Origin of the sequence: Paenibacillus sp. FSL R5-0407, from assembly GCF_038009185.1 — a bacterium.
Classification (GTDB): Bacteria; Bacillota; Bacilli; order Paenibacillales; family Paenibacillaceae; genus Fontibacillus; species Fontibacillus vini.
Genome location: NZ_JBBPAX010000001.1, coordinates 708,894 through 735,634 on the forward strand (window position 1 = coordinate 708,894; position 26,741 = coordinate 735,634).

Here is a 26,741-nt window from a genome sequence, read left to right on the forward strand (position 1 = left end):
TTTAGTTCCAGTTTAAGGAATTCGCAGTGAAATCTTAAGGGAATCTTAAGAATTTCTTATCCGGCACGCAAACTCTGGGCGGCATAATGTTAAACATAAACAACGTTTTGGATATAAAGAGGGGTTGGCAGCTTGTTTAGAAAAAAGCGTTACTTTCTACTGATTCTTATTATTCTCATATTCCTGTTTCATGACAAATTATCGTTTCAAAACGTGCAGAAGCACGGTAATGCCTTCATTCAACAAGTAGAGCAAAAATGGCGCGGCGTGCGAACCCCTGAACTGGCAGGTGTGGAAGGGCAGGCCGTACTGATTATGGACCGGGATTCCGGCGAGCTGCTGTACAGCGATAATGGAAAGAAAAAGATGTATCCGGCCAGCACTACGAAAATTTTAACCGCGCTCATTTTATTGGAGAGAAGCTCGCCGGATGATATGGTAACGGTCGGAGACGAGGTATTGCTGAGAACGTCGGACGAAAGCTCGGCCGGACTTGTGCAAGGCGAGCGATTGACGGTCAGGGATTTGACGGCGGCCATGATGCTCCCTTCGGGCAACGATGCGGCGAGAACTGCCGCCGTTTATGTGGCTGAACTGGAGACTGGGACACAGCAAAGCCCGGAACAAGCCATGTCTTATTTTGCCGAATTAATGAATGAGAAAGCGAAGAAACTCGGGGCGGTCAAGAGCCATTTTGTGAATCCGCACGGCTTGCATGACCCGGATCATTATTCGACCGCTTACGACATGGCTCTGATTGCCAGAGAAGCGATGAAGCTCGAAGAATTTAATGAAATTGTTGGGGAATCCGAATATGCAGCAGCAGCCCAAGGTCAGGGAGAGCACTTATTCCAGAACCGGAACAAGCTGTTGAACAGCAGCGGAGAATGGTTTTTTCAAGGGGCAAACGGAATTAAGACGGGATATACAGAAAAAGCCGGGTATTGTTTGGTAGGCTCGGCTACCCGGGAAGAGAGAGAACTGATCACCGTAGTGCTTCATTCCACCGAGCAGGGTGTCTGGTCAGACACGGTCAAGCTGCTCGACTACGGGTTCAGAATTTGAGGAGGGGCCATATGAATAAGTCATCTATGGATATGATCTACCGTGAATATAAGAACGATGTTTACCGTTATCTGTATTATCTTTGCCGGAATCACCACAATGCAGAGGACTTGATGCAGGAAACGTTCTACCGTGCATGCAGCCGGCTGGACAATTTGGAAGGCGGAAGAACAAAGGCGTGGCTGCTTCGTGTCGCCCATAATGCCTATATTGACAGATTGCGGAAGGAGAGCCGTTCTTCAGTGTATGAAAATGAATTTTTCCACAATGTTCCGAGCGAGGAAACCCCGGAAGCCAGCGTGCTTACAGGGGAAAGCCGGCAGGAACTGCACGCTATGCTATCGATGCTGCCTCCTAATCAGCAGCACGCCGTATTGTTATACGATATCCACGGATTTTCATATCAGGAATCGGCTGATTTGATGGGAATTCCTTTATCGCATTTTAAAATCATTCTTTACCGGGCCAGACAAAAATTAAGGAAGGGCAGAGAGACGGCCTAGTCAATCGGAAAATTTTGATGTAGGATATAGAATACAATACCGATTGGGAGGGATACGAATGATACCGCAGCGGGTTACTTTGGTCACTTTAGGCGCGTTGGATCTTGCGGCGCTTAGAGCTTTTTACACAAGATTAGGATGGGAAGACACCCCGACCAGTTCTGACGATTACTGTGTTTTCACAACGGCCGGAGTGCTGCTGAGCCTGTTCCCTTACCGAGAATTGGTGAAGGACGCCAACCTGGAAGATTCGGTCCATGTGCCGGCGGCGGATGCAAAACCCTCATTTCGGGGGATCACGCTGGCGGTGAATGTGGAAGAGCCGGAAGAGGTTGATGCGGCCATCGAAAAAGCAAGGCAAGCCGGGGCGGTGATCCTCAAGGAGCCCGAAGAGGCATTTTGGGGCGGTCGTTCGGCCTATTTTGCCGATCCCGAGTATAATGTGTGGGAAGTTTGCTGGAATCCGTCTGCGATTTTCGACGAAACAGGCGCGATGATTTCATTTTAACGAAAGGCGGAGACGCGTGTCTCTACTTTCGAGCCATATGGCAAGGCCGGGAGATCTCTCCCGGCCTTTTTTTGTGTTTGCCCTTTAAGCTTTTTTGGCATGTACACCGTTTTAAGGACCATTTAAAGTCGTTGTCTTTTAATCGGTCGGATCCTAACATGGAAATGTGAACAGGTAAATTTATTCGCATCAGCATCCATCGACTAGAAGAGGTGAATGGAATGAAAACAATAAGTGAGCTGGAGAACAAGCTGAGCACGCCCTCCGATCGGCTGATCCGGGATCTGGCAGGAGTGGACGGGGATATTCTCGTTCTCGGGGTCGGAGGCAAGATGGGACCGAGTCTGGCGAAGCTTGCGCAACGAGGTATCCGGGAAGCCGGAAAGAACGCCAAAGTCATCGGAGTTTCCCGTTTCTCGTCGGGAACGTTACAGGAAGAGCTGGAGGCCGAGGGTATTGAGACGATCGCGGCCGATTTATTGGATGAAGAGGCGCTGTCCGGGCTGCCGGACGTCCCTAATGTGATTTATATGGCCGGAAATAAATTCGGCACGACAGGCAAGGAGTATTTTACATGGGCGATGAACGCCTATTTACCGGGAAGAGTGGCCGAGAAGTTTAAGGATTCGCGAATCGTCGCTTTCTCGTCCGGCAACATTTATCCGTTCACGAAAGTTGCCCTTGGGGGAGCTTCGGAGGAGACGGCACCTTCGCCGGTGGGCGAATACGCACAGTCTTGTCTTGGCCGGGAGCGGGTGTTCGAATATTTTTCGCGTAAAAACGGGACGCCTGTTCTGAATTTCCGGTTAAATTATGCAATTGATTTGCGCTACGGGATTCTGCTAGAGGTAGCTACGGCCGTAAAAGAAGGGCGTCCGATCGATCTGAACATGGGAGTTGTGAACGTCATTTGGCAAGGAGATGCGAATGAGATGGCGATCCGTTCGCTGCTTCATTGCGGCTCCCCGCCGGTGACGCTTAACGTGACCGGGCCGGAAGCGGTGTCCGTGCGGTGGCTGGCCGATCGCTTCGGTGAAGCCTTCGGGACGAAGCCGGTATTTACCGGAGAAGAAGGGCTGACGGCGCTGCTCAGCAATGCTTCGAATAGTCATCACCTCCTGGGCTATCCGAGCGTACCGCTGAGACAAATGATTCAGTGGACGGTGGAATGGGTCCTGGGCGGCGGGGCGACTTTAGGTAAACCGACGCATTTTCAAGAGCGGGAGGGTGCGTTTTAATGAAAGAGGCCAAGCAATTATCCCAGGCAGCTGAAGAGCTGCTTCAACGCGGGACCGTGATCCCGGCACATCCTCTGGCCCTGAATGCCTCGCGTGAGCTGGATGAGGCCAGGCAGCGTGCTTTGACCCGGTATTATATCGCTTCGGGATCCGGAGGTATGGCGGTTGGGGTGCATTCGACCCAATTTGAAATTCGAGACCCAGGAATCGGGCTCTATGAGCCGGTGCTGCGGCTTGCGGCAGAAGAAGTGGACGCGGCCGGGCTCGAACGTCCGTTTCTGAAAATTGCAGGAATATGCGGCCCGACCGAGCAGGCCTTGGCGGAGGCGGAATTGGCGGCAAAGCTCGGCTATGATCTGGGGCTTGTGAGCATGGGCGGACTGAAGGAATGGAATGAAGACGAGCTGCTCGAAAGAATGGAAGCGATTACAAAGGTCATTCCCGTATTCGGTTTCTATCTTCAGCCTGCGGTAGGCGGCAGACGTCTTGGCTACTCGTTCTGGCGCCGGTTAGCCGAGCTGCCTGGAGTGAAGGCGATTAAAATGGCGCCGTTCAACCGCTATGAAACGATCGACGTAGTCCGGGCCGTATGCGAATCGAGCCGCAGGGACGAAGTAGCGCTGTATACCGGTAACGACGATAACATCGTCTCCGATTTGCTGACGACTTACCGTTTTCCGGTCCATGGCGAAATCGTTGAGAAGCGCATCGTCGGCGGTTTGTTAGGACATTGGGCCGTATGGACGGCCAAGGCCGTAGCGCTGATGGAAGAAATTCATGCGATTCGGGACTTGAAGGGGCCGATTCCGGTAGAGCTGTTGACGCGCGGCCAAGAGATAACGGACGTCAATGGGGCTTTGTTCGATCCGTCCCATGGATTTAGCGGCAGCATTCCGGGAATCCACGAAGTGCTTCGGCGTCAGGGCCTGCTGGAAGGGCGCTGGTGCCTGAATCCCGATGAGGAGCTGTCCCCAGGCCAGTTGGAAGAGATTGATCGTGTCTATACAGCCTATCCGCATCTTAATGATGACGAGTTCGTAAGGCGCCATTTGAAGGAGTGGCTAAGCGACCATTAAGGCATTTTGCTGAACAGAAGGGGGAGAGTTGATGAATCCGGCAATACGGCATGACAGAGTCTATTTTTGGGAGTCGTCGGATCGTTCGTTTATTGTGGATACTTGTCTGAGCGAGTGGCCGGAGGAAGCCGCTGAAGTGCTGTACCGGGCCGATCTTGCCTGCCGCAGCACGTTTATATATACGCATCGTTGGGATATGGAACGGTGTGAAACCGAGGTGGCTTTTCCGGACGGGATCAACTGGAGCTATCGCCATAACGAAGACATCGAGTGGATGGTCATGCTGAACCGGGCCAGGTATATGAGCGAGCTGGGGCAGGCCTATTGGCTGACCGGTGAAGAAAGGTACGCCGAAGCGTATATATCGCTAATGAAGGACTGGATTCGGCAAAACCCGCTGACGGAGGAGGAAGTTCTGGCTAGCCAAAGCCGGGCCTATAACGTCAAGGATACATGGCGCAAGCTGGACAGCGGAATTCGGATTGTGAATTGGCTGAAGGGTTATTATTGCGTTCGGCAATCCTCATTGTGGCAAAGCGAAGAAGAGACGTTATTCCGGGAAGCCGTTCGGCGGCACGGTATGTATCTGAATATCGCCTACACGCCGCATGACCGGCAGAGCAATTGGGGATTCCTCGAAACGAACGGCCTATTCCAGCTTGCGCTGATGTTCCCGGATATCGAGGAATCGGAGACGTGGCTGAAGCAAGCGGTGCAAAGATTGGCCGAAATGTGCCCGGTCCAGGTTTTTGAGGACGGTATGCATAACGAACAGTGTACGATGTACCACCATGAAGTGTTGCATTGTCTGTTTGAACCGGTATGGCTGGCGGAATTGAACGACGTACCGCTCCCGCCGGAGCTGCGGAATTCGCTAGACCGCATGTACAGCGCATCGCTAGCCTTGGTGCAGCCGGACGGCCGCCAGCCGATGCTTGGAGACAGCGACGGAACGGATATTCGGGATGTACTGACGCGCGGAGCCGTTTTGTTCGCAAGGGGCGATCTGAAAGTGATGGGATACGACAAGCTGGATTACGAGGGAATCTGGTACTACGGAGAAAAAGGCTGCAAACGCTATGAGCAGCTTCACATTGAAGAGCCGAAAGTAACCTCGGTGGAATTGGCGCAAAGCGGCTACTATGTGATGAGAACCGACTGGAAGCCGGATGCCCGGTATTTGGTGTTTGACGCCGGTCATATGGATGTCATTCGGGCGCACGGGCATGACGATTTGCTGCATATCAGTCTGTTTGCGTACGGCAGAGAGTTTCTGACCGATCCGGGCCGGTACACGTACATGGAAAATGATTTCAGACGGTATTTTAAGGAATCCTTGCAACATAACACGGTAGCTGTGGATGGAGAGACGATTTCAAAGTACGTGGATTCCTGGAACTGGAATCATGTTGCCAATCCAATGGACCGTTTCTGGAGAACAGAGACGGAAATCTACGATTATGTCCAGGCATCTCATGACGGGTACTTACGCCTGAACGATCCGGTATTGGTGCGAAGACAGATTTTGTTCGTTAAGCCGGATTACTGGATTGTCGTTGATACCTGCAAAAGTAATGGGGAACATGAATATACTTTGCCGTTCCATTTTGCCGAGGGATTGAACGTTGAAGTGGAAGCTGACGGAACCCTGCTTGCTTCCTCCTCGAGACAGGAGCCGGCATTGCGAATCATTCCGATCAAGCCAGGAGAAGCGCTGGTGGATGCGTCATGGGTAGCCAGGGATTATAACCATAAAGTCACCTCCCTCAAAGCAATGTTCCGGCAAAAAGGGAGCGGGCTTTCCAAATTTGTGACCGTCCTGTATCCGTGCCGCACTCGGGACTGTGATCAGCCCGACATCTCCCAGATTGAGGTGTTGGACAGTTATGGGGATACCGTTTCCGAAGAGCTGGTAACAGCATTGACCATACAGAATGGAGCCGAACGCGTTCATGCTCTTTTTTCCCATCAAGGTCCTCGCGGGTATCAATTTGCCGGAAGGCATATAACCGGGGAAGTCCTGCTGGTGCGGGAAAATAACACCCCATGGGAGGAACATGAAGATACTTATATTGTAAAGGTCTAACGGGATCAAAACGGTTTACGGTCTTTTTAAGGACGTTGACCTTTAATTGAAGATACCTTAACTTTAGATTAAGTTCACAATTTAGTCACAAGTTTTAGAAAGCGCTTTAATTGGTGGGAAACTCAATGATTAGGGGGTCAAGTAATGAAAAGGAAGTTTAAATCATGGGGTACTTTCTTACTCAGTATAACGCTGGTATCCGCACTGCTCCTGACAGCCTGCTCCGACGGAAAGAGTAAATCGGGAGCGGGAGGAAACGGCGATAAAGGCGGAAAAGCGGAAAAGGTGGAGCTTAAGCTCGGTTTCTATTCTTCCGCCCAGTCCGATGCCAAAATGCAGGAACTGATCGACAAATTCCAATCCGAGCATCCGAATATTACGATCAAGACGGAATCATCGCCATATAATCAGTTTTTCCAGAAGCTCGACACGCAAATCGCTGCGGAAAGTGCGCCGGATCTATGGTTGTCGGATGGGGTGCTCGTACCGAAATATGCGGAGCGCGGGGTGCTGAAGGATCTAACGCCTTTGATCGAAAAAGACTTGAAAAAGGACGATTACTTCGGTCTGGATTTCAATAAAGACGCAAACGGAAAATACTGGGGCGTACCTCAGGGCATACAGATCGCGGTGCTCTATTACAACAAGGATATGTTTGACGAAGCGAAGGTGGAGTATCCTACCGAGGATTGGACCTGGGATGACTTGAAGGCGGCGGCCGAGAAACTGACCAAGGATTCCACCGGGAAGTACGCGAATGACTCGGCTTTCGACAAAAATAAAGTGAGCCAATACGGACTGACCTTCTTCAGTATTACTGAAGGTTGGATGACGGTGCTGAAATCGTACGGAGGCGGCGTGCTGGATGAGACGCTTACGAAATCGGTGATCAATACGCCGGAGAACAAGCAGGCTTTGGACTGGATTGTGGACGGAATGCAGCGGGAGCTGTTGCCGACGCCTTCCGATTTGAAGAGCTTCCAGAGCAACATGGCGCCATTCCCGAGCAAGGCGGCTGCAATGCGGATCGGGATTTACGCCCGGACCATCGATGCTAACGCGGCGGAGCTGAACTATGATGTGACGCTGCTGCCGAAGGGACCGGACGGCAAACGCTTTTCGCCGGTCATTGCGAACTCCTGGGTCATCAATAAAAAGGCCGAAGGGGCGAAAGGCGACGCGGCTTGGGAATGGGTGAAATTCTGGGCGACGGAGGATGAAGTCCAGAAGGAATGGGCTTCCCTGGGCGAAGCGGTTCCGGTGAAAAAATCAGTGGCGAATTCCGAGGAGTTCTTAAGCGGGAAGCCGGAAAATAAACAGGCGTTCCTTGACAGTTTCGAGTTTGCAGGAACGCTGGACGTCAACGCCGTGTGGAGCGAATGGGTCGGAAAGTTCAACGACAATATCAATCGCGCGTTTGAGGGTGAAATTCCTGCCGATCAGGCGTTGAAACAAGCGGATACTGAGGTACAACAGGTTCTGGACGAATTCTATAAAAAGTAGGATAGGATAACATGCGCGGAGGCTTCGGCCTCCGCCCCTTAAATCGCTACAGAAAGTGTGATGAGCATGGTAGAAAACACAGGAACTGTAAAGGCTGAAAGGGGTCGCGCTATTGAGCCCAAGAAAATTCGAAGGAAAAAACTGAACAGTGACGGTAAGTGGGGGCTCCTGATGGTGACCCCTTATCTCATCCATTTTGTTGTTTTTGTATTTGGCTCGTTGCTCGCATCACTTTATTTCAGCTTCTCGGATTACGATATCCTGAATCCGCCGAAATGGAAGGGCTTGGATAACTATACGAAGCTGTTTCATGAGCCTGTGTTTTGGAAGGCGCTGTGGAACACGCTTTATTTCACGATTTTGTTCGTGCCGCTGCAAACCGTACTGGCTTTGATTTTGGCGGTAGCGCTGAACCAGAAGCTGCGTGCGTTAAAGCTGTTCCGGCTGGCGCATTTTCTCCCCGTAATCTCATCGTGGACTGTCATCATGTATGTATCGGATGCGATCTTTAACCCTAGATTCGGGTTCGCCAATTCGTTTCTGATCAAAATCGGCCTAGACCCCCAAAAATGGCTGCAGGATGAGCATCTCGTCATTCCGCTGCTGGTCATCATTGCGGTTTGGAAGGGGATCGGGTACATCATGGTCATTTTTCTGGCGGGATTGCAAAACGTTCCAAGCGATGTATATGAGGCTGCGGAAATCGATGGAGCGGGCACCTTCCGCAAGTTTTTGAACATTACGGTACCGCTTATTTCCGGTACGACGTTTCTGGTGCTCATTCTAAGTACGATTTCTACGTTCCAGGCGTTTGAACAGATCTACGTCATGACCGGAGGCGCAATGGATGCTTCTTCGGCCGGCGGACCTCATAAAGCAAGTCTCGTGCTTATGATTTATTTGTATCAGGAAGGATTCTCATTCCTGCGCATGGGCTACGCTTCCGCGATCGCCTGGGTGCTGTTCGTCATCTTGTTTGTGCTTACCGTCGTGCAAATGCTTTTGCAGAAAAAATGGGTGCATTACGAATGAGGAAGGGAGGAGTGACGTCATGAAGCTGAACCGAACCCGAAAAATTGCAGGATACACCGTCATCATTCTGAGCTCCCTGATCATGGTGATGCCTTTTCTTACTACCATTTTTAACTCTCTAAAATCATACGCTCAGTATACCAAGGTGCCGCCACAATGGATCCCGGATCCCGTACAGTGGAACAACTACGCCGAGGTTTGGAAGCTTGGTCCGTTCGGACAGTATACGACCAATAGCGTCATCGTTACGGTGCTGTCCGTAGTCGGCGCGCTGTTCTCTTGTTCTATGGTGGCATATGCTTTTGCTAGATTGAAATTTCCGTTGAAAAATACGCTGTTCCTCGTCGTGCTTGGCACGATGATGATCCCGCCGGTCGTGCTGATCATTCCGCAGTTTGTTATTTTCAAATCTCTGCATATGCTGGACACCTTAACTCCGCTCTGGATTATCGAGTGGCTGGCCCAGCCGTTTGGCATCTTTCTGATGCGCCAGGCGTTTCTGGCTATTCCGAAGGATTATGAGGAATCGGCGAAGCTGGACGGCTGTAATCCGATCCAGATTTACTGGCGCATCTTCCTGCCCATGTGCAAACCGACGTTTGCGACCTTGGCCGTCTTCACCTTTATGACGAAGTGGAACGAGATCCTGTCGCCGGCCATTTTCCTGACTTCCAAGGAAAACTTCACTCTGCCGATCGGCATCCTGTCGATGGCTGGGCAATGGTCCGGCAACGAGCAGTACATGGTCGCCGCCGCGCTCATGAGCCTCATCCCGATCCTGCTTGTCTTCCTGTTCGCGGAGAAATATTTTGTGCAAGGCAGCAACTCTGCGGGGATCAAGTAACGGGTGTCTGGCACCGAATTCGGATGTTGCTCTATGAAGTGGATTTGGAGCAGAAGGATACTGAATATAGACAATTTACTTGTTTGAGATAAAAGTCCTCTTTGTCCACTTTTAGGTGGACATTTCAGTCATTTGTCCATGTGAGGAAGACGGGGCTTAGGGATAACAACGAAAGAATGTATGGGGGAGATACAAGAGAGAAGGAAAGCATGACTTCGCGATGAGAGGAGGTAACTATATGGTCTACCGAGTAGTATTGATTGGAGCGGGGATTATTTCGCGTAATCATCTGGAAGCGATCCGGCAGGTTGGGACGTTGGAAGCTGCGGCTGTAGCCGATACGGACGAATCCAAGGGGAAGGCTTTGGCGGAGGAGTATGGGATCTCTTTTTACCGGGATTATGAAGAAATGGTGACCAAGGAAAAGCCGGATATCGCGGTAATTGCTTTGCCTCATCATTTGCATGCCTCCTGTGCGGTATGGTGCGCCAAACAGGGTTGTCATTTGCTGCTGGAGAAGCCGATGGCGTTAAATGTTGATCAATGTGATGAAATTCTGCAAGCGGTTGCAACCGCGGGCGTCAAGTTGATGGTCGGGCATACGCAGCATTATTGGCCGGCCAATATTCAGGCGAAGCAGTTGATTGCAAGCGGCGAACTCGGCCGATTGCTGGCTGTTCACGATACCCGGCACCTCTATTACTATCGGGACAACAGACCGGACTGGTTCCTGGAAAAAGCCAAGGCCGGAGGCGGGATTCTGATGAATCTGGGCGCCCATTCCATCGACAAAATTCAATGGTTGACGGATAGCCGTGTCCATCGAGTGAAGGCTTCGGTAACCTATGAAGGACCGAGAGGCGATGTGGAGGGCAGTGGCTGTATTTTTCTGGAGACGGATAGCGGACTTAGCGGTGTTATTGTTCAATCCGGATATGAAGGACCGCCCAAGGATGAGACGGAATTGATTTTCTCCCACGGCATGGCCAAGCTGATTTCCGCAAAAGGCTTGTGGATCAGCAAGGGGGGAGAGTACGAGCAAGTGGAACCGATTCCCGAAGAGGACCCGTTTGTGCTTCAATTCAAGGACTTGCTTCAAGCGATCGGGAACGAACAGGACCCGGACAGCAGCGGCGAATATGCCAGGTCGGTCATCGCAGCGCTGGAAGCCGTTTACCGCTCGGACCGGACGGGGGTGGAACAGCATGTTTGAACCCGGGGATAAAAAGAGCGATAGAAAGCATGAACTCGTGGACCGGGGCGGGTTGGAACTAGGGGGCGACAGCATGTTTGAACCCGCGAGACGGAACCGGAAGAATGTCGCCAGAGAGGGCCGTATTCGCTTCAGCATGTGTTCAACCGGTTTGAAGCAGGCGCCGATAGAAGCGGTGCTGGATTTGGCGCAGGACCTAGGACTGCAAGGGGTGGAGCTGTGGGTAGGCCACCTGGAAAGCTACAGCAAACGCGGCGGAACGCCGGAAGACATGCGCAAACTGCTTGAGAGCCGCGGACTTGAAGTTCCGGCCATCAGCGAATATATCTATTTTTCCAAAGGGGAAGAGGAAAGGAAGGGGGAGCTGGAACGGATCCGGCGGGCGGCGGAGTGGGCCGCAGAGATTGGTTGCCCGAGGATCAGAACTTTTGCCGGACACAAAGCGTCGAGAGAAGCGCTGGCCGTGGAATGGGACGATGTGGTTTCCGGTTTGGATGAAGCATTGGACATATGCAGGGCGCAAGGAGTTCGATTGGCGGTTGAAATTCACAACAATACTTTTGCGGATACTGCAGAGAGCCTGGCGGCATTGCTGAGGGACGTATCCGGGGAAGGTCAGGGGGAAGGGCAAGGGTTGGAGCTGATTTATGACGGCTTTAATCTTTTTGTCGATTATCTGGAGCCGATTCCGGTGTTGGAGCAGTTTTTTTACGATATTCATCATGTTCATTTCAAAGATTATAGGTGGAACCATCAAGACTGGAGTCAAAGTGTGCCGGTACCGGTGCTGCAAGGGGATGCGGGTCATGCCGCAATTTTGCAAAAATTGTTGGACCTTGGGTATGAAGGATACATTTCATTCGAGTATATGGGGGACTACGAACAAGTCGTTTTAAACACGAAACGGTCACTTGCCGAGGTTAGAGATTTTGGCGAACAGTTAGAGGCTTAGTCATCCCATATATCTGATTGGGTTGTGGGTCATTGTTGACGATGCTTAAAAAAGGGAGCGGGAGGTGCCGGCCATGACGATCAAGCTGCGGGTTGCGGTGATTGGGCCCCGGGATTTGGTGGAAGCTGTACTGGAATTCGGTTCTTATTTTGCGGAATTGGCTATGTTTCCGGCGCCATATCAACATGAGCGGGAAACGCTCGAGGTGGTCGACCGGATCAGGGACCAGGCGGATATTTTGCTGTTTACCGGTCCGATCCCGTACCGGATCGCGCTTGCGGCAGCTCCCGACAAGCCGATGGTACACGTTTACTATTCGGGAACAGCCCTGTATAAAGTGCTTTTCGATCTCTATCGTCAAGACGTACTGGATATGCAAAAGGGATTGAGGCTGAGCATGGATGTCCTGCAATACAACGAAGTAGAGGAACCGCTGCAGGAGATCGGCCTGCCGGTAGATGAGCTCCTGGTCAAAACCTATGAATCCGGAATGACCAACGAGGAACTGGTGTCCTATCATTATGAGTTATGGAAAAACGGCCGAGTTTCCGTGACCGTTACGTGCGTAACCTCGGTATACCAGAAGCTGAAGAAACTTGGCGTGCCTGCTTACCGGGTAGTTCCGACTCAGTCCGCTATCCGCGATTGCCTGAACCGGGCTCTTTTGGAAGGAAAAAGTGTCCGCTTGAGCAGCACGCAGATTGCCGTAGGGATCATGAATATCGACAATTTTGCCAAGGTAGCCAAGGAGGCCGCCTCCGAATACGAGATTCAGCGGAAAAAGATCATTCTGCAACAAATCCTCGTCGATTTCGGCGAGGAGACGCAGTCGCTTATTAAGTGGAGCGATTCGGACGAGGTTTCTTTTATTACGACGCGAGGCATCATCGAGCAGGTTACCCGTAAGTTCCAGGATGCTCCCTTGCTTCTGGAGGTGATGGAAAGGCTCCAGTGGAATGCCAGCATCGGGATCGGGATCGGCCGGACTGCGAACGAAGCCGAAGGCAAAGCCAAGGAGGCGCTGCTGAAGGCGAAATCCGGGGGCGGGGGAAATTGCTATTTGATTATGCAGGACGGAATTGTCTATGGTCCGCTCGGGTCGGATTTGACGCTGGAGTACTCCGCCCGCAGCGAGAATCCCGAGTTGATTTCCATGGCTAAAAAAGTAGGGCTCAGCGTAGGTACGATCAACAAGCTGGTGTCGCTTTGCCGTCGGCTAGGGACGTCAACTTTTACGGCTTCCCAGCTTGCCGAAGGATTTGGAATTACGCTGCGAAGCGCGCGCCGAATCATGGCGGCACTGGAGAAATATGAGATGGCGAGCATCGTCGGAGAAGAGCAGCCTGCCGGACGAGGACGCCCGAGACAGATCTATACGCTGAATCTGGAGGAAGCGCAGTATGAATAAAGTGAATTTTCGTGAGGCCGCCGCATCGTTTGGCGAGGAAATCGTTTCAATTCGCCGCCGTCTTCATCAGGTACCAGAACTTGGATTCAAAGAGGTGATCACCTCCGCATTTGTTTCCGATTATTTGGAGCAGCTAGGACTGGAAGTGCGCCGGGGCGTAGCCGGCACCGGGGTTGTCGCGCTGCTGGACACCGGACGACCGGGGCCGTGCATCGCCATACGCGCGGACATGGATGCGCTGCCGCTGCAAGAGGCGACAGGATTGCCCTTCGCATCGCGGCACGACGGCGTCATGCATGCCTGCGGCCATGACGGGCATATGGCGATGGCGCTCGGCGCCGCCGCGATGCTGACCGCTGCGCAGCAGGAGCTGCGCGGGACGGTCAAGTTCATTTTTCAGCCGGCCGAGGAGATGCTGGGCGGAGCCCGGCATATGGTCGAGGCCGGCGTGCTGGAGTCGCCGCGCGTGGACGGCATAGTAGGCCTGCATCTATGGCCGGACCTGCCAACCGGGCGCTTCGGCGTCAAGGCCGGGACCGTGATGGCGAGCATGGATCATGTCGGCATCACGGTCCATGGCCGTGCCGGGCACGGCGCCGCCCCGCATCAGGGCGTCGACGCCATCATCGCTGCCGCGCAGGTGCTTACGGCGCTGCAGGTGCTGGTCAGCCGCGAGGTCGACCCCGCTGAGCCCGTGGTGCTCAGCATGGGCTCCATCCGCGGCGGCAGCCTGCCCAACATTATCGCGGATCGCGTCGAGATCCGCGGAACCGTGCGCGCCGTCAGCAACGCGGCGCGCGAACAGATGCACCGCAGGGTCACCGCGCTGGCGGAGGCGGTCGCCGGCGGGCTGAACGCCCGGGCCGAGGTCGATTACGAGTTCGGCTACCCGCCGACCGTCAACGACCCCGCCCTGATCCGGCGCGCCGAAGCCGCACTCCGGGCACTCTACGGCCCGGAGGCGATTGAAATGCTGGTCCGCTCGCCGATGACGAGCGAGGACATGGCTTACTACATGGAACAGGTGCCCGGCGTTTTTCTTCTCGTAGGCGCGAGCGGAGCCAGTCATGGCGGATTTCCGCTGCATCATCCGCAAATGACCATCGACGAAGAGGCGTTGACAGGCGGCGCCGCGTTTCTGGCGGAGTTTGCCCGAGATTTTTTGTTGCTTGAAAATAGGGCTTCAGGGCAGGACAGTTAATGCCGGTTGTGGAATAGAATCTTCATTGGGGAGAAATTGTCTCCCCGGAACCAATCCGATATAGGGGGATGAAGATGAACAACGGTTTGATTCTGCCTGCCCGTCCTCTGCTTGCAAATGAGGACGCTTCCCGAATAATTAAGGATTATGAACGGTTTCAGGGCGGCCTTCCGTCCGGAGTCGAATCTTATTTGCTTGAAACTTATGGGCTCGACGTCTCTTCCCGCTACGGAATTCATGCCATCCGGAATCCGTTCGGCAAGGCGTCGGGCCAATTGTCGTTAAATTTACGTCAAGTTCAGGATGATGCCGATGCCGGACTCGGCTTTGTCGTGCTTAAAACAGTGATTGCGGAAAATGCGGCGGGCACCCGCTCCATGGAAGAGTGGGCGGTGAAGGAAACCCGGATGATTGTGGACACAATCACGGGCAAGGAGACGGGGGAGCCGGGCTGGAACGTCACCTGGCAAGGGAGGGGATGGCACGGCTCGTTCCCGAGTTACCTGGAATTTGCCCGTCAAGCGCTGGAGATTGGTAAAACGGCCGGTATGGTGGTCGTTCCGTCCTGCAAATATCACTTGCCGGGTCCGGAAGAAGCCGAGTTCCGCATGGAAGAGTACCATCACACGACGAGAGGTTTATATGAAGTTTGGAAGGAGTGCGGATTCCCGGGCCCGCTGCAAATGGAAAAAGACTTCAGCCCTACGCTGGCCGGTTCAGGCCGGGCTAAACAGCAGGATACCGTGCTCCGCTGGCTGCGTGAAGTGCCGCACCGCATCAAGTCCTGTCTTCCGGACGGCGAACTCGTGCTTGGCATCAAGCTGATGAACACGGTGTTTGAAGACGACTTCCAGTTGAACGCATTCCGCGCTCTTTTGGAAGAGGGGGAAAGTGTGCCGGACTATGTCGTTTACGCCAACCGGCTCTATGACCAGGGACGTGAATTTGCCGGAAAAGTGGGCGCCGCTTATGGCGGTCCCGATCTAAGCCGGCGGAATTTACGGATCCTCACGGCGCTCCGGAGACTCGAACTGGAAGGAGACCTTCGGAAGCCGGTGCCGCCGGTGTCGGGTACCGGGAATGTTGGAACCGGCAAGATGGCGCTGGAATATGCGCTGCGCGGGGCGGAAAGCCTGCAAATGCATACGGTTTTTCAAAAGCCGGGCAGTGCCTATAGCATGAAACAGGGCTCAAAAACGGAACGGGCGCTTCATGATCTTTATTTTCATCCGGAGCACGGTCTTGTGGCCTGGATGCTTCATTTGCGGAATGCCGAGGATCTGGTCGACGCGGCCAATGTAACCTCGTTTAAAGATGTGGCTTCCTGGTACAGGGATAAGGGAAGAGACTGGTTTTTGAGGCAGTCGTGACAACTATACATAGTTAGTAGGAAATAGTGAATTAAGGAGGCGGCAGCATGGTTCTGACGATGGAGCAAAGAATGGCTAAAACCGTCCAAGCCATGACCGGCGGACTTATTCCGGCAGTCCCTGTTCCCAGACATAAAAACGGAGAAATCCACAGCGAGGCACAGGAGGCTTACGCGGGATATATGAGCCGGCAACAAATCGCGGGTGTCGCGGTATGGGTTCATACAGGCAGAGGACTTCATTTGCAGGCGGAGGAGCGAAAACGAATTTTTCAATCCTGGAAGTCACATTTAAATGAAGCGCAATTGCTTGTTGCCGGAGTAGGTTCATTAATTGACACTACGTTATCCGAACCTCTTCGTCTGCAAAAATGGCGGCAAAATAGTATCGCTATGGCGGAAGAGGCTGCTTCCGGTGGAGCCGATGCGCTGCTGGTTTTTCCCCCGGTGATTTTTAAGGAATTAGAGAGTTCCCGGCGGGATGCCGCGATCATCGAATATCATCGCGAGCTGTCAGCGCTTGGCGTTCCGTTGATTCTATTTTATTTGTATGAAGAAGCGGGAGGACTCGCCTATTCGAAGGAGGTACTGAGGGAGCTGCTCGGCATGCCGTCTGTCGTCGGCATGAAAATGGCCGCGCTGGACAGCGTGATGACGCTGCAGGAAGTGTCATCGCTCTTCTCGTCCGAATTTCCGGGCAAGCTGCTCATCACCGGGGAGGACCGGATGTTCGGCTATTCATTGATGTGCGGGGCAACCGGAGCACTGGTCGGCTTGGGAGCCGCTTTTCCAAATATCCAAAGCGACTTGATCACGGCCTACCGCAGCAAGGATTACCCCCTATTTATGGATTTGTCATCCAGAGTGGACGCTTATGCGATGTCGACGTTTACGCAGCCGATGGACAAATATATTTTGCGGATGCTGTGGTGTCTCGCACTGCAAGGGATTATCCCCCGGGAGGCTGCCCATGATATGAATGGGACTGGCTATGAAATGGAAGAGATGGAGCTGGAGATGTTGCGGCAAACGATACAACAATGCCGATTGCATTAGACGGCTTTAAATTTGGACCGATGTCGGTCATAATAGACTTGGAACATTTTGTTTAACACAACCCAACCTAAGGAGGAATTATTCATGCCTAACAATTTGCAGGACACTGTAAAACTTAACAACGGAGTAGAGATGCCATGGTTTGGTTTGGGGGTATACAAGGCTCAGGAAGGCGAAGAAGTCATCCAGGCCGTCAAAGCGGCGATTCGCGCCGGCTACCGCAGTATAGATACTGCTGCTGCATACAATAATGAAGAGGGTGTTGGACAGGCGATCCGCGAAGCGATGGAAGAGAACGGATTGTCCCGGGACCAAATCTTTGTGACTTCTAAAGTGTGGAACAACATGCAAGGCTATGAAACGACGCTGGAAGCTTTTGAAACCAGTTTAAAGAAATTGAACTTGGAGTACATCGACTTGTTCCTGGTTCATTGGCCGGTGAAGGGCAAATATAAAGAAACTTGGCGTGCGCTTGAAAAAGTTTATAAAGAAGGTAAAGTTCGCGCCATCGGTGTGAGTAACTTCCAGATTCATCATTTGGAGGATTTGCTGGCTGACGCGGAGGTTGTCCCGACTGTAAACCAAGTGGAGCTTCATCCGCAGTTGACCCAGAAAGAACTGTTGAAGTTCACAAAGGAGAAGGGCATTGTTTTGGAAGCTTGGTCCCCGCTCGGACAGGGTAATCTGCTTGAGAACGAAACCCTGGTATCCATCGGTAATAAATACGGAAAAACCGCGGCACAAGTTATTTTGCGCTGGGATTTGCAGGTTGGCGTCATTACGATTCCGAAATCGGTCAACGAAGGACGGATTAAAGAGAACGCCGACATTTATGATTTCGAGTTAAGCGCCGAGGATATTGCGGCTATCGATGCATTGAACCTGAATCAACGGTTCGGGTCGGATCCGGATAATTTTAATTTCTAATTTATAGACAAAGATAGAAGATCGGATGGAGAGATTGACATGAACAAAGAGGCAGCAGGCAAGCCTACTGCGCAGGCTATGACGGTATATCCGATCCTGTTTGCGATCAGCATGGTACACCTTCTTAACGACACGATGCAATCGGCTATTCCGGCCTTGTTCCCGATTCTGAGAGACTCACTGACGCTAAGCTACGGACAGATTGGCTGGATTTCGTTCGCCATGAATATTACGGCATCGGTGTTCCAGCCGCTGGTCGGGCTATACTCGGACATCCGTCCCCGTCCGTACATATTGCCGCTCGGGGTTTGCTTTACCCTGATCGGCGTTGTGATGTTGGCATACGCCCCAGCTTATAGCATTATTCTGCTGGCTGTGGCTTCGATCGGGCTGGGTTCCTCCGTGTTTCATCCGGAATCCTCCCGAGTTGCGTATCTGGCAGCAGGGGAGCGCCGCGGTTTGGCGCAGTCGATTTTCCAGGTTGGCGGCAACATCGGAACCTCGTTGGGACCGCTTATGACGGCGCTCATCTTTATTCCGCTGGGACAACGCAGCGTGGTTTGGTTCGCTTTTGCGGCGATTGCGGCGATCATTATTCAGTTTTTTGTCGCCCGTTGGTACGCCTCGCTGAATGTGCGGCCCCGTCCGCGCCGTGCTGCCCAGAACCCGAGCGAAACACAGAGAACCGGACTGAGCAAAAGGAAAGTAGGTTTGGCTATTTCCGTGCTGATTCTGCTGCTTTTCTCCAAAAATGTGTACTCCATCAGCATTTCAAGCTTCTACGCCTTCTTCATGATGGATCATTATGGCGTCGGCAAAAGTGCCGCCCAGTGGTACGTGTTCGCTTTCCTTGCGGCCGCTGCCGTAGGAACGTTTTTCGGTGGCCCGATGGCCGACCGCTACGGGCGCAAGAACATCATCTGGCTCTCGATTCTCGGAGCGGCTCCGTTCTCGCTGCTGCTGCCTTACGCCAACTTGTTTTGGTCCGGCGTACTCGTCGTGCTGGCCGGGTTCATCATGTCTTCCTCTTTTTCAATTATCGTCGTCTATGCGCAGGAATTGCTTCCGGGCAAGGTCGGCCTCGTGTCCGGCCTGTTCTTCGGACTTTCCTTCGGCCTGGGTGGCCTCGGCTCGGCGGTGCTCGGCCATTTTGCAGACCAGTGGGGCATCTTCTTCATCATGCAGCTTTGCTCCTACTTGCCGTTGATCGGGTTACTGACCGTGCTGCTGCCCAAGGATGAAGCGTTGAAGTCGGCGGTATGATCATTGATCACTCCAATCAAGTACAGTTTTACGAAATGCGGTTATGTTCCGATGAGGATATAGCCGCTTTTTTGTGTTTAATGAGGGTAGCTGGTCAGGAGCCAGCAATAGAAAAGCCAATGAGCCAAATGTAACGGACATAGCGGACGTTAATTCCTGTTATTTTGCGAGTTTAGGAATTTAACGGACAGGAGAGCCGTTAAACGTTGGATTGCATCGACTTTGACGCTGTTTTGATGGAAATAAGGTCTCCTGTGACCGTTAAACTGAAATCCAAGTGATTTTGACTTCAATAGAGTCCCGTGTGTCCGTTAGAAGTCGAAGAGTAAGCGTAGATAACGAAGAAGTGTAAATTAAGAGAAGTGTGGATTAGAGAAAGTGTGGATTAAGGTGAAGCGCAGATTAAGAGGAAGCGTAGATAAAGAAGGAGCTGTCGATAAAGAAGGAAGCGAGGATTAAGAAGGAAGCTACACAAAGAAGAAGCGAAGAGTAATCTAAAACTGAATGTACCAGCCTCCGGTTTTTCTGATGTATAATATAGGAACTGTTGGTTTCGGAAGTTTAGTTAGGGAGGAGGGGATGGGTTGCAGAACGTAAAGCTCATGGCTGACTTTCATATTTCCAATGTCGATGACTTGAAAAGAGCGATCGGCAAACAGCCGGAAATGATGGCTGATCTGGAGGCGGTTGCTGCGCTAGGGTTGCCCCAGGGCTGCATTGCGGCGGGATATTTCCGCAATTTTGTCTGGGATGTTTTGCATGGATACACTGTAAGAACTCCGCTACATGATGTCGACGTGCTTTATTACGACCCGGATTTCCTGGAGGAAGAGGCGGAAAAAGAATACGACGCCCGCTTACGAGAAATAAATTCGTCGCTGAATTGGTCGGTCAAAAATCAGGCACGGATGCATCTGAAAAATGGTGAACCGCCCTACCGTTCGGTCGAGGATGCCATGCTGCACTGGCCTGAGACGGCAACTGCCATAGGTGCCCGGCTAAAAGACGGCGCAGATGGTGTAAATATTGATATTGTGGCACCGTTCGGCTTGGATGATCTACTTGGTTTTCAAGTAAGGCAAAGTCCGTTTTTTCAGAATCGCAACGTTTTTATGGACAGGATCAGAGATAAGGAGTGGCTGCCGATCTGGCCGAGCCTTCAGGTTGTAGCGTTAAGGGAGAATGAATTATGACTTTTATCCGCAGTTTATTGCAATTCGCCTGGCTGCAGGCGTTGTGCTGCATTTTTCCGGTCGTTATTTTCGGGACGCTGGCATTGACGAAAGTGGTATCGATTCCCGGTCTGCATCGGTATGATCTCATTTTACTGATCTGCTTGCTTGCTCAAGTGGGCATGGTCGTGTTCAAACTGGAAACGATGGACGAACTGAAGGTCATCTGCGTGGTCTGGAATTGTTCAAAGTACATATGGGCTCCTGGTCGTATCCGGGGGAAGGATGGAGCAAGGTAGGCGGAGTTCCGCTATACAGCGGGTTCATGTATGCCAGCGTTGCAAGTTACATTTGCCAGGCTTGGCGCAGGATGGACCTGCAAATGACCGGTTGGCCCAGAGCGATTTATTCGGTGCTGCTTTGCGCGGCGATTTACTTTAACTTTTTTACGCATCATTTTATCGGAGATTACCGATGGATTCTGACGGGACTGCTGGTGATTGTGTTTATTCGGACCCGCGTACATTTCACGGTGCTGGGCAGAACCTATTGGATGCCGTTGACGTTGTCTTTTTTGCTGATCGGCTTCTTTATCTGGGTGGCGGAAAATATTTCGACGTTCCTCGGAGCCTGGAGCTATCCGGATCAAGAGAAGGTATGGCGGCTCGTGCATATCGGCAAAATCAGCTCCTGGTTCCTGCTCGTCGTCATCAGCATAATCATCGTCGCGCAGTTGAAACGGGTAAAAGCAGGGATGACGGGGAACTAGCGATTCGCAAATTGATACATGGGAGAGAGTCGGTTCATGAATAAATCCAAAGGATATTTCTATTATTTGCTGTGGATTCTCGGCGCGCTTGTCCTGGTCTACTACGGCAACCGTTTTGTGGGGATGATGGAACAAAATCCGGAGAAGGTTCTGAAAATCAGTTACAGCCTGATCGGCAATATCGTCTACGGCCTAGTTCTCGGTGCTTATGTCAGCCTGCTTGGAGGCTTGCCGAACAAAAGAAAGTTTCATCGTCCGCTTTTCTTTTTCGTGGTCATCCCGAGTTTAATTTTAATGCTCTATCCAGTGCTGAACCTGTACCTAAAAATGCCCTATTACTCGTTATATAAAGATGTGGCGGCCCAAGAGGGATATTTCTATTTTTCCATGCTCTGCGGCCTGGGATTGATGAAGAGCTTGTTCGGCAGCCGTTAAGAAATTGCAATGCAGTTATAACCCGAAGGCAATCAGCAGGGTATGGAAGTATTGCCAATATATTAAGGAGAACGGGGGATTCCGGAATGGGAAAAGTGCTCGTGTTGGGCGGAACGAGGTATTTTGGCAAAAGACTGGTGAACTTGCTGCTTGAGGAAGGCGTTCATGAAGTAACGGTGGCGACTCGCGGATTGACCGAGGCGGAATTTGCCGGACCGGTGAATCGGCTGGTCTTGGACCGCAGTGATGAATCATCCCTGGCCAAAGCGGCGGAAGCAGGTCCGTGGGATGTGATTTACGATAACATCTGTTATTCGCCGAATGAAGCGATGGCAGCGGTGCGCGCTTTTGAAGGACGGGTGGGGCGTTATGTTCTAACTTCCACGCTGTCCGTATACGGCTTCGGCAAGTCTCCGCTGAGTGAAGAGGATTTTAACCCCTATGAATACAAGTGGGCTGCAGGAGAACGGGGCGAGATGGAATACGGGGAAGCCAAAAGACAGGCTGAGGCGGCGCTCCTTCAAGAGGCAAGTTTTCCCGTGGCAGCCATGCGGATTCCGATCGTGCTCGGGCCGGATGATTACACCCGGAGACTTCACTTCCATGTGGAACGGGTCATGAACGGGACGCCGATCGGTCTGCCGAATGCAGAGGCCGCAATGTCGTTTATTTCCTCGGCGGAAACGGCGTCGTTCCTCCGCTGGCTGGGTAGCTCGGATTTGACGGGCCCGGTGAATGCCAGTTCGGATGGGGAACTGACGATTTCCCGATTGCTTGCTATGATTGAACGGGAAACCGGAAACAAGGCGAGAGTTCTTTCCGAGAACGAGGCTGGGCCTGAGAACGAGTCGCCGTTCGGTGTCCCTTCCTCCTGGGTGATGGATACCACCAAAGCGAAGGCAGCAGGATATGACTTTGATAATGTGATGGACTGGATGCCGGATCTGATCAAGCAAATCGCAGCGGGTCAAGCGTGATCGAGTCGGCCTAGCCAAATTAATATAAAGGAGTTAATTATACCAATGAGACCGATTTGAGTTTATCGCTTCTTCGCATTCATTTCTTAGTCCCTGGTAGGTTACACGTTACACCCGGGAACTAACTACACAATTGAATAAGGAGCGGACAAAGTATGTTCAAACGGTCTTTTTACTATTTATGGGGGTCGCAGACGTTGTCCAACACCGTCGATGTCCTCTATTTGGTTGCACTTACAACCTTTATTCTGGATCAGACGGGTTCCGTCGTCTTTGCGACGCTGGTACCTTTTTTGCGGGTGACCTCACAATTGTTCAGTGGGTTAATCGCCCCTCTGATGGTGGATAGATACAGGCTCCCGTTCTTGCTTACTGTATCTCAGTGCGGTCAGTTTATACTGTTCGTCCTGCTGGCGGGATATCTGTCGCCATGGGTAGGAGGGGAGCAAATCCTGCCGGTCTATACGATCATCATCTGTATTTCGTTTCTCGACGGCTGGACGACTCCCGCCCGCAATGCGTTGGTACCGCGGCTCGTGGCTGATCAAGCTCTGATGAAGGCGAATGGCATAGTGGCCACGACCGACCAGATCGTACAATTTGCAGGTTGGGCGATCAGCGGTGTGCTGGTCGCAGCGTTCGGCTCCTTTCCGGTTCTGGTTGTCGTGGCGGTTGGCTACGGCTTAGCCATGGCGGTCACATTATTGATCGAGGATCCGACCGAACCGAAACGTCGTACTTTTTGGGACGTGCGCACGGGGAAAGATCAAGCCAGCCGTACAACGGTAATTGGCGAGCTTGATGAGGGGGCAGGACAGGCAGAGATAAAACCTCCTTCCCGCTGGGATACGCTAAAAGAAGGTTGGGTCGCCCTGTGGAAATCACCTCGTCTGCGATCATTGACCTTGATGGACATGACCGACATGCTTGGCGGATCCGTCTGGGTCGGAGCGTTTATGCTGGTGTTCGTTAATGAAATCCTGCTCAAAGATGAGCAGTGGTGGGGTTATATTAATGCCAGTTATTTTGCGGGAGCCGTCATCGGCGGCTTGCTGGTCGTCGCTCTCGTGGAACGGCTGGAAAAACGAATATTTGCGGTGATGCTGCTAGGCATGCTGGGTTACGCCGTATTGACGGTCTGGTTTGCATTGAATGATTTTGCGCCGCTGGCATTGCTTATCGTCCTGTTGACCGGACCCTTCACGGAGCTTGCCGCTGTCTCCAGAAGGACCTTGATTCAGCGAAGTGCAAGTCCGGAGCTTCTGCCAAAAGTATTTTCCGCCCAGTCCACGTTGCTAAATACCGTTTTTGGACTTTCTCTGCTGTTTATGAGCGGTGTGGCCGAGTGGTTCGGTATTGTAAATATGTATCTGTTCGCTGCTGCGATCAGCGTATTGGCGGCGGGGGTCGGCTGGCTTAACCGGAGGGCATTTGTAGGAACTGTGAAAGAGAGTATTGAAGGTGAAGCAGAGTAATTTAAAGTGAATTTTTGGTTCGCAAAGAAAAGTGGCAGTTGTTTGTGAATAGATTGTCCTTTGGAGACGGATTATTTTAAGAAAATGTCCACCAAAAGGTGGACATTTTCTGATTAGTTTTTTGCCTTCTGACTATTTTAAATATCCGTATATAGTGGTATTAGTATTGTGAATTGCTGGATATAGATGTTCTGCTTGCCAGACGCTATATGTACCAATTGTCCACTTTTAGGTGGACAATTTCATGTTTTTGTCCACGAAGAGTGGACGTTAAGTGCTGTAATTGACGGTAGAGGAGACTTTGAAGTTGGAGTATATTGCTGGATTTATTTTTTTACTTACTTTGGTGTTTGTCATCTGGCAGCCCAAGGGGCTCGGCATAGGATGGTCCGCCATGGGCGGAGCGGTGCTGGCTTTGGCTTTTGGGGTAGTAAGCTTCACGGATGTAGGGGATGTAACGGCGATTGTCTGGAACGCCACGTTAGCCTTCGTTGCGATTATTATCATATCGATTTTGCTTGATGAAATCGGCTTTTTTGAGTGGTCAGCGCTGCATATGGCTTCACTAGCCGGAGGGAGCGGCAAGCGGATGTTCGTTTATGTCATTTTGCTTGGTGCAGCCGTGTCGGCTTTGTTTGCAAACGATGGCGCTGCCCTGATTTTGACGCCGATCGTGTTGGCCATGGTTCGGGCGCTTCGATTCGATGACCGGATGGTGCTGCCGTTCATTATGGCTAGCGGTTTTATTGCGGATACCACCTCGCTGCCGCTCGTGGTCAGCAACTTGGTGAATATCGTTTCCGCCGATTATTTCGGCATCGGATTCATGGAATATGCGATCCGCATGTTCGTACCAAACCTGGTTTCGCTTGGAGCGAGCATGCTGGTACTTTACCTGTTTTTCCGTAAGCAAATTCCGGGCAATTATGACCTGACACACTTGAAAAAACCGCAAGATGCCATCCGCGATCCGCGCATGTTCAAACTGGCCTGGATCATTCTCGGTCTGCTGCTAATCGCCTACCTGTCTGCTGAATTCATTGGAATTCCGGTATCGCTGGCTGCAGGGGCTGTGGCTTTATTTTTTATAATAGCTACGCGTCGCAGTCCTGCGGTTGAAACCCGGCGAGTGATTAAAGAAGCGCCTTGGTCCATTGTTGTTTTTTCCATCGGGATGTATGTCGTGGTGTATGGGCTTCGCAATGTCGGTTTGACCGCTCACTTGGGGGATGTCATTCAGTGGCTGGCCGATCAGGGGGTATATGCCGCCACGGTCGGCATGGGCTTCATTGCTGCCATCCTTTCATCGGTGATGAACAACTTGCCTACCGTTATGATCGATGCACTTGCTATTCATAGTACGAATACCGAAGGACTGGTGCGGGAAGCGCTGGTTTATGCGAACGTCATTGGCTCCGATCTCGGGCCGAAAATCACGCCGATCGGCTCCTTGGCCACCTTGTTGTGGTTGCATGTTTTATCCAAGAAAGGGATCAAAATTACTTGGGGCCGGTATTTTAAAACCGGTATTCTGCTGACGGTGCCGACCTTGTTCATTACGTTAAGCGGGCTCTATGTGTGGTTGATGATTATTTCATAGAGCAAGTTTATCAAAGTGAAATATTACTATTTACATTTGGAATTCCTATTGTATAATGGCTGTAACTTAATGCTTCGAACAATAAGGACGCAAACACTTCGCCGTGGTTGCGTCCTTATTTTTATTTGTACAATTCATCACTCACAGGAGGAAGAATTATGATACGAAAATTAGGCTTTGCGGCAGATGACCGTTTGTTAATCATCAATGCAGACGATTTTGGCATAACAAAAGGAACCAACGAAGCCATTGTTAGTTTGTTCGAAAATAACTCCATTACATCCACATCGATTATGATGCCTTGCTTGGACTCAAATGAGGCAATTGAGTTAAGCAATCTAAAGGGGGTAAGGAATATTGGGATACATCTTACTCTTACAAGTGGTGGGTCGCAATTTTATAAGCCTGTATGTCAAAAAAGAACATTGAATAGTTTAATCACAGAAGAAGGTTATTTTCACATTGACAGTGCTTATCTAGAAAAAAACGCCGATGAGAGCGAGGTTCGCATGGAGCTTGAATCTCAAATTAATAGTGCCATCTTAAAAGGGATGGATCCGACTCATTTGGATAGCCATGGCGGGAGCGTTATGGGATTATCCACCGGAAGAGATTTCTTGGAGATTACATTTGATTTATGTGAAAAATACCGGCTGCCGTTCAATTTACCTAAGCGGATCGTAGAACAGCCTTTCATTAATCCAGATCAGCTGAACTTATTTCATAAACGAATTTCTTCGGCAAAAGACAGAGGAATCTTACTGATTGATGACATAGTCTCCCTCCCATATGGTTTCGATTCCAACACAGGATACAGTACAATGAAGGATCTGATGGCCGACATGTTAAAAAATTTAAAACCCGGAATTACTCAGTTGACTGTTCATCCAGCTAAAATAACAGAGCAGTTAAAAGCGATAACGAGCTGTTTTAGAGAAAGGGAAATGGAGTATGATCTATTGAATGATATTGAAATTAAGCAATTGATTAAGAATGAGCGGATTAAGCTTATATCGTGGAATGACATTCGGGATTTGCAGAGAAGATTAGTCTAAGTTTACACCCACCC

23 protein-coding genes and 1 pseudogene are annotated in these 26,741 nt (G+C 51.4%); all 24 read left to right on the forward strand.

Going from position 1 to position 26,741, the window contains the following annotated elements; all coding sequences use genetic code 11:
- Nucleotides 1-132: 132 nt before the first annotated feature.
- The 24 genes and pseudogenes from NYE70_RS03495 (at nucleotide 133) to NYE70_RS03610 (ending at nucleotide 26,727) form a co-directional block, all read left to right on the forward strand.
- Complete coding sequence (locus NYE70_RS03495) at nucleotides 133-1,065, forward strand: D-alanyl-D-alanine carboxypeptidase family protein (RefSeq protein ID WP_341044990.1); 933 nt, start codon at nucleotides 133-135, stop codon at nucleotides 1,063-1,065.
- A gap of 11 nt (nucleotides 1,066-1,076) precedes the next feature.
- A complete protein-coding gene (locus tag NYE70_RS03500; protein WP_211023939.1) occupies nucleotides 1,077-1,568 on the forward strand; it encodes an RNA polymerase sigma factor in 492 nt (163 codons plus the stop codon).
- Nucleotides 1,569-1,626: 58 nt separating this feature from the next.
- Nucleotides 1,627-2,076 (forward strand): VOC family protein, encoded by a 450-nt coding sequence (locus NYE70_RS03505; RefSeq protein ID WP_341044992.1) that lies wholly within the window; start codon nucleotides 1,627-1,629, stop codon nucleotides 2,074-2,076.
- 221 nt (nucleotides 2,077-2,297) lie between these two features.
- On the forward strand, nucleotides 2,298-3,314 hold the full coding sequence (locus NYE70_RS03510; protein WP_341044993.1) for an NAD-dependent epimerase/dehydratase family protein: 1,017 nt from the start codon (nucleotides 2,298-2,300) through the stop codon (nucleotides 3,312-3,314).
- Entirely contained in the window at nucleotides 3,314-4,390 is a 1,077-nt protein-coding gene (locus tag NYE70_RS03515) for a dihydrodipicolinate synthase family protein (RefSeq protein ID WP_341044995.1), read from the forward strand. The genes NYE70_RS03510 and NYE70_RS03515 overlap by 1 nt, the downstream gene beginning before the upstream one ends.
- 31 nt (nucleotides 4,391-4,421) lie before the next feature.
- Complete coding sequence (locus tag NYE70_RS03520; protein WP_341044996.1) at nucleotides 4,422-6,476, forward strand: alginate lyase family protein; 2,055 nt, start codon at nucleotides 4,422-4,424, stop codon at nucleotides 6,474-6,476.
- A gap of 144 nt (nucleotides 6,477-6,620) precedes the next feature.
- On the forward strand, nucleotides 6,621-7,979 hold the full coding sequence (locus tag NYE70_RS03525) for an ABC transporter substrate-binding protein (RefSeq protein WP_211023950.1): 1,359 nt from the start codon (nucleotides 6,621-6,623) through the stop codon (nucleotides 7,977-7,979).
- A gap of 66 nt (nucleotides 7,980-8,045) precedes the next feature.
- Nucleotides 8,046-9,011, forward strand: a complete 966-nt coding sequence (locus NYE70_RS03530) for a carbohydrate ABC transporter permease (RefSeq protein ID WP_341047499.1) — start codon at nucleotides 8,046-8,048, stop codon at nucleotides 9,009-9,011.
- A gap of 19 nt (nucleotides 9,012-9,030) precedes the next feature.
- Nucleotides 9,031-9,855 carry a carbohydrate ABC transporter permease gene (locus NYE70_RS03535; protein WP_290405918.1) on the forward strand — a complete coding sequence of 275 codons (825 nt, stop codon included), beginning with the start codon at nucleotides 9,031-9,033 and terminating at the stop codon, nucleotides 9,853-9,855.
- 238 nt (nucleotides 9,856-10,093) lie between these two features.
- A complete protein-coding gene (locus tag NYE70_RS03540; protein ID WP_211023956.1) occupies nucleotides 10,094-11,068 on the forward strand; it encodes a Gfo/Idh/MocA family protein in 975 nt (324 codons plus the stop codon).
- Nucleotides 11,061-12,020: a sugar phosphate isomerase/epimerase family protein gene (locus NYE70_RS03545; RefSeq protein ID WP_341045001.1), complete on the forward strand. Its 960-nt coding sequence runs from the start codon at nucleotides 11,061-11,063 to the stop codon at nucleotides 12,018-12,020. The genes NYE70_RS03540 and NYE70_RS03545 overlap by 8 nt, the downstream gene beginning before the upstream one ends.
- Before the next feature lie 73 nt (nucleotides 12,021-12,093).
- The gene (locus tag NYE70_RS03550) at nucleotides 12,094-13,428 is read left to right on the forward strand and encodes a transcriptional regulator (RefSeq protein WP_211023960.1); all 1,335 of its coding nucleotides are present in this window, start codon (nucleotides 12,094-12,096) and stop codon (nucleotides 13,426-13,428) included.
- Nucleotides 13,421-14,629, forward strand: coding sequence for a M20 metallopeptidase family protein (locus NYE70_RS03555; protein WP_341045002.1), 1,209 nt, complete (start codon nucleotides 13,421-13,423; stop codon nucleotides 14,627-14,629). Before NYE70_RS03550 ends, NYE70_RS03555 begins: the two co-directional genes overlap by 8 nt.
- A gap of 74 nt (nucleotides 14,630-14,703) precedes the next feature.
- Nucleotides 14,704-15,999 (forward strand): hypothetical protein, encoded by a 1,296-nt coding sequence (locus NYE70_RS03560; RefSeq protein ID WP_213654207.1) that lies wholly within the window; start codon nucleotides 14,704-14,706, stop codon nucleotides 15,997-15,999.
- 47 nt (nucleotides 16,000-16,046) lie between these two features.
- A complete protein-coding gene (locus NYE70_RS03565) occupies nucleotides 16,047-17,054 on the forward strand; it encodes a dihydrodipicolinate synthase family protein (protein ID WP_341045003.1) in 1,008 nt (335 codons plus the stop codon).
- A gap of 84 nt (nucleotides 17,055-17,138) precedes the next feature.
- Nucleotides 17,139-17,981, forward strand: coding sequence for an aldo/keto reductase (locus NYE70_RS03570; RefSeq protein WP_341045004.1), 843 nt, complete (start codon nucleotides 17,139-17,141; stop codon nucleotides 17,979-17,981).
- A gap of 39 nt (nucleotides 17,982-18,020) precedes the next feature.
- Nucleotides 18,021-19,244 (forward strand): MFS transporter, encoded by a 1,224-nt coding sequence (locus NYE70_RS03575; RefSeq protein ID WP_211023970.1) that lies wholly within the window; start codon nucleotides 18,021-18,023, stop codon nucleotides 19,242-19,244.
- Nucleotides 19,245-19,846: 602 nt separating this feature from the next.
- Complete coding sequence (locus NYE70_RS03580; RefSeq protein WP_341047500.1) at nucleotides 19,847-20,437, forward strand: nucleotidyltransferase family protein; 591 nt, start codon at nucleotides 19,847-19,849, stop codon at nucleotides 20,435-20,437.
- Nucleotides 20,434-21,185, forward strand: a pseudogene (locus NYE70_RS03585) (DUF817 domain-containing protein). The gene NYE70_RS03580 and the pseudogene NYE70_RS03585 overlap by 4 nt, the downstream one beginning before the upstream one ends.
- A 36-nt stretch (nucleotides 21,186-21,221) precedes the next feature.
- Nucleotides 21,222-21,620, forward strand: a complete 399-nt coding sequence (locus NYE70_RS03590; protein WP_211023974.1) for a hypothetical protein — start codon at nucleotides 21,222-21,224, stop codon at nucleotides 21,618-21,620.
- An 86-nt stretch (nucleotides 21,621-21,706) separates the two neighbouring features.
- Nucleotides 21,707-22,597, forward strand: a complete 891-nt coding sequence (locus NYE70_RS03595) for an NAD-dependent epimerase/dehydratase family protein (protein ID WP_341045005.1) — start codon at nucleotides 21,707-21,709, stop codon at nucleotides 22,595-22,597.
- A gap of 155 nt (nucleotides 22,598-22,752) precedes the next feature.
- Complete coding sequence (locus NYE70_RS03600) at nucleotides 22,753-24,072, forward strand: MFS transporter (RefSeq protein ID WP_341045006.1); 1,320 nt, start codon at nucleotides 22,753-22,755, stop codon at nucleotides 24,070-24,072.
- 307 nt (nucleotides 24,073-24,379) lie between these two features.
- Nucleotides 24,380-25,672 (forward strand): arsenic transporter, encoded by a 1,293-nt coding sequence (locus NYE70_RS03605; RefSeq protein ID WP_213654213.1) that lies wholly within the window; start codon nucleotides 24,380-24,382, stop codon nucleotides 25,670-25,672.
- 158 nt (nucleotides 25,673-25,830) lie between these two features.
- A complete protein-coding gene (locus tag NYE70_RS03610; RefSeq protein ID WP_341045007.1) occupies nucleotides 25,831-26,727 on the forward strand; it encodes a polysaccharide deacetylase family protein in 897 nt (298 codons plus the stop codon).
- Nucleotides 26,728-26,741: the final 14 nt, after the last annotated feature.